The 5,820-nt window shown below is 69.0% G+C and carries 7 protein-coding genes and 1 pseudogene; 4 read left to right on the top strand and 4 right to left on the bottom strand.

What is annotated here, in order from left to right; genetic code table 11:
• Positions 1-22 precede the first annotated feature (22 nt).
• Positions 23-457: a VOC family protein gene (locus ACK59X_RS09190; RefSeq protein ID WP_409956704.1), complete on the bottom strand. Its 435-nt coding sequence runs from the start codon at positions 455-457 to the stop codon at positions 23-25.
• Between the two features lie 81 nt (positions 458-538).
• Between ACK59X_RS09190 and ACK59X_RS09185 the strand changes: the two genes are divergently transcribed.
• Positions 539-1,216 carry a TetR/AcrR family transcriptional regulator gene (locus ACK59X_RS09185; RefSeq protein WP_409956703.1) on the top strand — a complete coding sequence of 226 codons (678 nt, stop codon included), beginning with the start codon at positions 539-541 and terminating at the stop codon, positions 1,214-1,216.
• Positions 1,217-1,226: 10 nt separating this feature from the next.
• On the opposite strand, the gene ACK59X_RS09180 is transcribed toward ACK59X_RS09185, so the two are convergent.
• Positions 1,227-2,213, bottom strand: coding sequence for a helix-turn-helix transcriptional regulator (locus ACK59X_RS09180; RefSeq protein WP_409956701.1), 987 nt, complete (start codon positions 2,211-2,213; stop codon positions 1,227-1,229).
• 113 nt (positions 2,214-2,326) lie between these two features.
• Here ACK59X_RS09180 and ACK59X_RS09175 point away from each other — a divergent pair, with 113 nt between their 5' ends.
• Complete coding sequence (locus ACK59X_RS09175) at positions 2,327-3,061, top strand: NIPSNAP family protein (RefSeq protein WP_409956699.1); 735 nt, start codon at positions 2,327-2,329, stop codon at positions 3,059-3,061.
• Positions 3,062-3,087: 26 nt separating this feature from the next.
• Entirely contained in the window at positions 3,088-3,603 is a 516-nt protein-coding gene (locus tag ACK59X_RS09170) for a hypothetical protein (RefSeq protein ID WP_409956697.1), read from the top strand.
• Here ACK59X_RS09170 and ACK59X_RS09165 read toward each other — a convergent pair whose 3' ends face one another.
• Complete coding sequence (locus ACK59X_RS09165; RefSeq protein ID WP_409956695.1) at positions 3,604-4,500, bottom strand: LysR substrate-binding domain-containing protein; 897 nt, start codon at positions 4,498-4,500, stop codon at positions 3,604-3,606.
• A 113-nt stretch (positions 4,501-4,613) separates the two neighbouring features.
• Here ACK59X_RS09165 and ACK59X_RS09160 point away from each other — a divergent pair, with 113 nt between their 5' ends.
• Positions 4,614-5,375: an SDR family oxidoreductase gene (locus ACK59X_RS09160; protein ID WP_409956693.1), complete on the top strand. Its 762-nt coding sequence runs from the start codon at positions 4,614-4,616 to the stop codon at positions 5,373-5,375.
• A gap of 18 nt (positions 5,376-5,393) precedes the next feature.
• Here the strand turns inward: ACK59X_RS09160 and ACK59X_RS09155 are convergent.
• Positions 5,394-5,820, bottom strand: a pseudogene (locus tag ACK59X_RS09155) (hypothetical protein); the annotation flags it as partial.

Below are 5,820 nucleotides of genomic sequence, written 5' to 3'. Positions count from 1 at the left end.
TGGCGCATGGACTGGGCTTCCGTCATTGCGGCACCACCACCATCCACGAGACACCACAGCGGTCGGCGCCCATGCCGAAGGCGGGGGAGAAAAAGGTCTTTCCGAGCGGCATCTGCACCTGGCCGCCCTCGGCCAGTGCATCGAACAGGCGCCTGGCCTCGGTTTCCGTCTCGGGATTCAGGGCCAGGGAAATGCCCTGGAAGGCGGGCTTTCCCGAGCCCATTCCGTCGGACGCCATGAGCTGGGTATCGCCGATGTTGAACGAGGCATGCATCACCATCTCGGGCTGCGGTCCGGCACCCGGGGCACCATCGGCCGAACAGCCAGCGCCACCCATCTGGTCGGGGTTGTCCTTGTAGCGCATGAGCATGGTGACCTCGGCGCCGAGGGCCTTGCGGTAGAACTCCAGGGCCTCTTCGCAACGGCCTTCGAAGAACAGATACGGTTCGACTTTCATGGGGCAATCTCCTTGCAGGATGAGAACAACGAAAGATGCCTACACAATTGTGGACACCGTTCACAAACAATAGCAGAGATAATGGACAGTGTCCACATTGAAGGCCCGATGTCCGTAACCACAAGCAACAGCCCCCCCACCCCGCGCAGTACCTACCGCCACGGCGACCTGCGCCGCGCCCTGCTGGATGCCGGCATCGAGCTGGCCCGCCAGGGCGGGCCCGATGCCGTGGTGCTGCGCGAGGCCACGCGCCGCGCGGGCGTGGCGCCCAACGCCGCCTACCGCCATTTCGCCAACCGGCAGGACCTGCTGGCCGCCGTGCGCGCGGCTGCGGTCGCCGCCGTGGCCCAAGCCATGGAGGCAGAGATGGCCGATGTGCCCACCGGAGGCACGCCCACCGAGCAGGCCCACGCCAGGGTACGCGCCGTGGGTGCGGGCTACATGCGCTTTGCGCACGCCGAAACGGGGCTGTTCCGCACCGCATTCGGCGGGCAGTTCAGCGTGGAGCAGGACCCCGACCCCGCCATGGGGGGCCTGACGGGCCTGAACCCCTTCGAGCATCTGTCGGCCGCGCTCGACGACCTGGTGACCGCAGGCGCCCTGCCGCCGGAACGCCGCCCGGGCGCCGAGTACCTGGCCTGGTCCACCGTGCATGGCATGGCGCTGCTCTCCATCGATGGCCCCCTGCGCGGCACCCCCGCCGAGATGATGCAGTTGCTGGGCCAGCGGCTGCTGGACATGGTGGAACGGGGCTTGTAGCGGCCCTGCCTCAGCGCAGCTTGTAAAGCCGCGCCGTGGCCTCGATGCGTTCCACCATCGCCCGCCGCAGCGCCGCCGGGCGCAGTACCTCCACCTCGGGCGACTGGCGCATGAGCTGGCCGCAGGCATGGGCCACCGACTCGATGGGGATGGTGAGCGCCACGCGCCCATCCTTGCGGCGCGAAGGCGGCGCGGCCGCCACCGCCCGCGCCACGGCGCTGCTCAGTGCGGCAAGGCCCTTGAGCCCCGCTGGCGTGGCCAGCAGGTCTGCCTCGCCGGTATGGAGGCTGGATTCGAATCGGCGGATGGACGCGCTCCAGTACGCGGGCAAATCAAAGCGCGTCGGACGGCGCACGGGCGTGCCCAAGGCCGTGGCCGCGCGGATGTTGGCGACCCGGTAGGTGCGCGGGCCGCTGTCCGCAGTCGCCTTGCCCACCGGCTGCGCCACCAGGTACCAGACACCGGCCTTGAGCACCAGGCCCAGCGGGGCCACGCTGCGCTCCGCCGTATCGGCCCAGCTTTCATAGCGCAGGGCCAGTTGCTCGCCGCTCCAGACCGCGGCAGCCACTGTGGTCAGGTGCGGCGTGGGCGCGCTCTCGCGGTACCAGTCCACGGGGTCCAGGTGCAGGCGGGCACTCACGCGCTGCGCGTCCTCGCGCCAGGGGGCGGGCAGCGCGGCCAGCAACTTGAGGCGCGCGCCCTCCACATCGCCACCCAAGCCCAGGTCACCGGCCGGACCGGGCAGGCCGCTCAGGAACACGGCCTGCGCCTCGGAGGGGGTGAGGCCGGTGAGCGTGGTCTTCCACCCCGGCAGCAGCGCAAAGCCGCCATTGCGGCCGCGCTCGGCATAGATGGGCACGCCCGCCGCAGTGAGCTGGTCCACGTCGCGGTAGAGCGTGCGCACCGATATTTCAAGCGCCTCGGCCAACGCCTGCGCGCTCATGCGCCCGCGGGTTTCGAGCAGCATCTGGATGGACAACAGGCGGCTGGCGCGCATGGGCGAATGGAAAGACGACGGTGTGCATTGTGCCTGCAATACCTGCCATGCCTTGTCATGTATTGCGCCGCACACTGCGAACTTCCCTTTCATTCCCAGCCAAGGAAGACCGCATGCCCACCACCCCATCCCTTCCAGACTGCAGCATCGTCGAGCTGCGCCAATACACCTTGCACCCCGGCCAGCGCGAGGTGCTCATCGACCTGTTCGACCGCGAATTCCTCGAAACCCAGGAGCGCGAAGGCATGCGCGTGATCGGCCAGTTCCGCGACCTGGACCGGCCCGACCTTTTCGTCTGGCTGCGCGGCTTTGCCGGCATGGCGGCGCGCAAGCAGGCCCTCGAGGCCTTCTACGGCGGCCCGGTGTGGGCTGCGCACCGCGATGCGGCCAACGCCACCATGGTCGATTCGGACAACGTGCTGCTGCTGCAACCTGCCTGGCCCGGCGCGGCCGATGGCCTGCCTGTGGACCGCGCTGCCCCGGGCGCCAGCGGCGCGGCACCAGGCCTGCTCGATGCCACGGTGTTCCATCTCAGGGAGCCTGCAACGCCGGCGCTGCTGGACTATTGCCGTGAGCGCATGGGCCCCACGCTGCGCGCGGGCGGCGCCCGCCACACGGCCTGGTATGCCAGCGATGCCAGCCCCAACACCTTTCCCCGCCTGCCGGTGCGCGAGGGCGAGCATGTGCTGTTGGGCCTGGCACTGTTTGATGGCACCAACGCGCTCGATGCCTTTGCGCAAAGCGGTGCCTGGCAGCGCGAGGTAGCACAGGGCCTGGCGCCATGGCTGTCCCGCGCGCCCGAAGCCCACCGGCTGCAACCCACGGCGCGCTCGGCCTTGCACGCATGATGCAACGCACGCAGGAGACCCCCACCATGCACCCCGTTCCACCCACCGGCGATGCCCACGACTTCGACTTCCTGATGGGCCCCTGGCGCATCCGCAACACACGCCTGGTGCGCCGGCTTGCGGGTTGCACCGATTGGGAGACCTTCGACGCCACAGGCACGGCGCGGCCGCTCTCCGGCGGCATCGGCAACTGCGATGACTTCATCCCTGAAACCTGGAATGCGGGCTACGTGGGCATGGCGCTGCGCCTGTTCAATCCCCAGGCGCGGCGCTGGAGCATCTACTGGCTCGACAATGTGACCGGTGGCCTGGATTCCGCGACGGGACTGCTGCAGCCCCCGGTGAGTGGTGGCTTTGCAGGCACCGACAAGGGCATCTTTCTGGGCCAGGACCGGTTCGAGGGCCGGGCCATCCAGGTGCGCTTTGAATGGACCCGGAACCTCGCCACCGGCACGCCGCGCTGGGAGCAGGCCTTCTCGGAAGATGGCGGACAGACCTGGGAGACCAACTGGGTCATGGAGTTCTCGCGCCCAGCGGCGTAATCAGCGCGCGTTCTGCATCACCTCGGCCAGCCAGTCCACGAACACTCGCACTCGTGGTGAGAGCTGGCGGCTGTGCGGGTACAGCACAGTCACCGGCATGGGCGGCGGGCAGAACTCGGCCAGCACCTCTACCAGGCTGCCCTCGGCCAGTTGCGGCTCCAGGTGGTAGCGCGGCACCTGCACGATGCCCAGCCCGGCCATGCAGCAGGCCGCGTAGGCAAACGCGTCCGTCACGGACACCGTGCCCTTGAGCTGCACGCTGCGCGGCACGCCGTCCACGACGAAGTCCAGGGGTATGGGCTTGCCTGTGCGCGACGACAGGTAGTTCACCGCGCGGTGGCCGCGCAGTTCGTCCACGGTGCGGGGCACGCCATGGCGTTCCAGGTAGCAGCGGCTGGCGCAGGTCACCTGGGCCAGTTGCGCCACGCGCCGGCCCACCATGCTGGAGTCGGCCGGCTCGCCACCGCGCATCACGCAGTCCACGCGCTCGCGCACCAGGTCCACCAGGCGGTCGCCCATGCCCAGTTCCAGCTCCACGCCGGGATAGCGCGCAAAGAACTCGCCGATGCGCGGCAGCACGAAATAGCGCGCCAGGGTACCCTGCAGGTCAACGCGCAGCTTGCCCTTGGGCTGCTGGCCGGCGGTGGCGAAGGCCGCCTCGGTCTCGTCGAGGTCGGCGAGCAGTTGCTGGCAGCGTGCGTAATAGGCCTCGCCGTCCTGCGTGGGGCTGACATGGCGCGTGGTACGGTGCAGCAGGCGTGCGCCCAGGCGCTTTTCGAGTTGCTGCACGGCCAGGGTGACCGTGGCGCGGGGCAGTTGCAGGTCGTCCGCCGCCTGGGTGAAGCTGCCCAGCTCCACGATGCGGGTGAACAGGCGCATGGCGTCGAATCGGTCCATGGGGCGGGAGCTGATTGTTGATTTCTACTGAACAGTCATGGCAATCCAGAGGCCTTTATCCAGACCCGGACCCACTGAACAATACACCCATCCCCACAGTTCTGGAGCTCTCCATGTCCGCAGCCCTCGATCCATCCACCCACCGCCCCGTCGCCATCGTGACCGGGTCCTCGCGCGGCATTGGCGCCGCGATTGCCCAGCGCCTGGGGCGCGACGGCTTTCGCGTCGTCGTCAACTACGCCGGCAGCGCGGCCGAGGCGGAAGTGGTGGCGCAGTCCATCACCGCTGCGGGCGGCCAGGCCATCGCCGTGCAGGCCGATGTGGCCGATGCCGCCGCCGTGGCGCGCCTGTTCGACCAGGCGACCGAGGCCTTCGGCCGCGTGGACGTGCTGGTGAACAACGCGGGCGTGATGCCCTCGAACCTGCCGCACCTGGCCGACACCGATGACGCCACCTTCGACCGGCTGATCGCCATCAACCTCAAGGGCACGTTCAACGCACTGCGCGAGGCCGCGCGCAGGCTGGAGCCGGGCGGGCGCATCGTGAATTTCTCCACCAGCCTGGTCGGCACCGCCATGCCCGGCTACGCGGTGTATGCCGCCACCAAGAGCGCGGTGGAGACCATGACGCTGATCCTGGCCAAGGAACTGCGCGGCAAGAACATCACGGTGAACGCCGTCGCCCCCGGCCCTACGGCCACCGCCCTGTTCCTGGATGGCAAGACGCCCGAACTGGTGGAGCGCCTGGCCCAGATGAACCCGCTGGGCCGCCTGGGCACGCCAGAGGACATCGCGAGCACGGTGTCTTTTCTGGTCGGAAGTGATGGCGCCTGGATCAATGGCCAGACACTCCGAGCCAACGGCGGCATGGTCTGACCCACCGCCGCAGCAGGCTCAAGCTGCTTCCTGCACGGGGAAGTCCGTGGACGCCGCCAGGTCACGCCAAGCAGCCGTTTCCTTTTCCACAAAGGCGTACTTCTCGGCAATCGTCCGCAGCGTGTCGGTGCCCAGCGGCAGGCGCAGTGGCGGCGTGGGGCTGGCCACCAGTTGCATCACGGCCTGGGCCAGGCGCACCGGGTCTCCGGGCTGGTTCAGGTTGATGCGGCGGGCCGCCTCCCGGATCACGCCGGCGCTGGGGGCGTAGTCTTCCAGCACCAGCGGGGACACCGAGAGCGAGGCCGTGTCGAGGAACTCGGTGCGGAAGTAGCCCGGCTCCACCACCGTGGCGTGGATGCCCAGCAGCGCCCAGACCCGGACGCCGCCGGCAAAGCGCCCCCTGAATCCGGTGTGTTCACAGTTCATGCGCTGCGGGACGGGGTAA

This window comes from Acidovorax sp., from assembly GCF_046339755.1.
Classification (GTDB): Bacteria; Pseudomonadota; Gammaproteobacteria; order Burkholderiales; family Burkholderiaceae_C; genus Acidovorax.
Note: the sequence above shows the minus strand (reverse complement) of the source record. Positions and strands in the feature narration are given on the sequence as shown.

Excerpts from the sequence above, each read along its gene's own strand:
- ACK59X_RS09190 (WP_409956704.1), bottom strand. The coding sequence starts at position 457 with ATGAAAGTCGAACCGTATCTGTTCTTCGAAGGCCGTTGCGAAGAGGCC.
- ACK59X_RS09185 (WP_409956703.1), top strand. The coding sequence starts at position 539 with ATGGACAGTGTCCACATTGAAGGCCCGATGTCCGTAACCACAAGCAAC.
- ACK59X_RS09180 (WP_409956701.1), bottom strand. The coding sequence starts at position 2,213 with ATGCGCGCCAGCCGCCTGTTGTCCATCCAGATGCTGCTCGAAACCCGC.
- ACK59X_RS09175 (WP_409956699.1), top strand. The coding sequence starts at position 2,327 with ATGCCCACCACCCCATCCCTTCCAGACTGCAGCATCGTCGAGCTGCGC.
- ACK59X_RS09170 (WP_409956697.1), top strand. The coding sequence starts at position 3,088 with ATGCACCCCGTTCCACCCACCGGCGATGCCCACGACTTCGACTTCCTG.
- ACK59X_RS09165 (WP_409956695.1), bottom strand. The coding sequence starts at position 4,500 with ATGGACCGATTCGACGCCATGCGCCTGTTCACCCGCATCGTGGAGCTG.
- ACK59X_RS09160 (WP_409956693.1), top strand. The coding sequence starts at position 4,614 with ATGTCCGCAGCCCTCGATCCATCCACCCACCGCCCCGTCGCCATCGTG.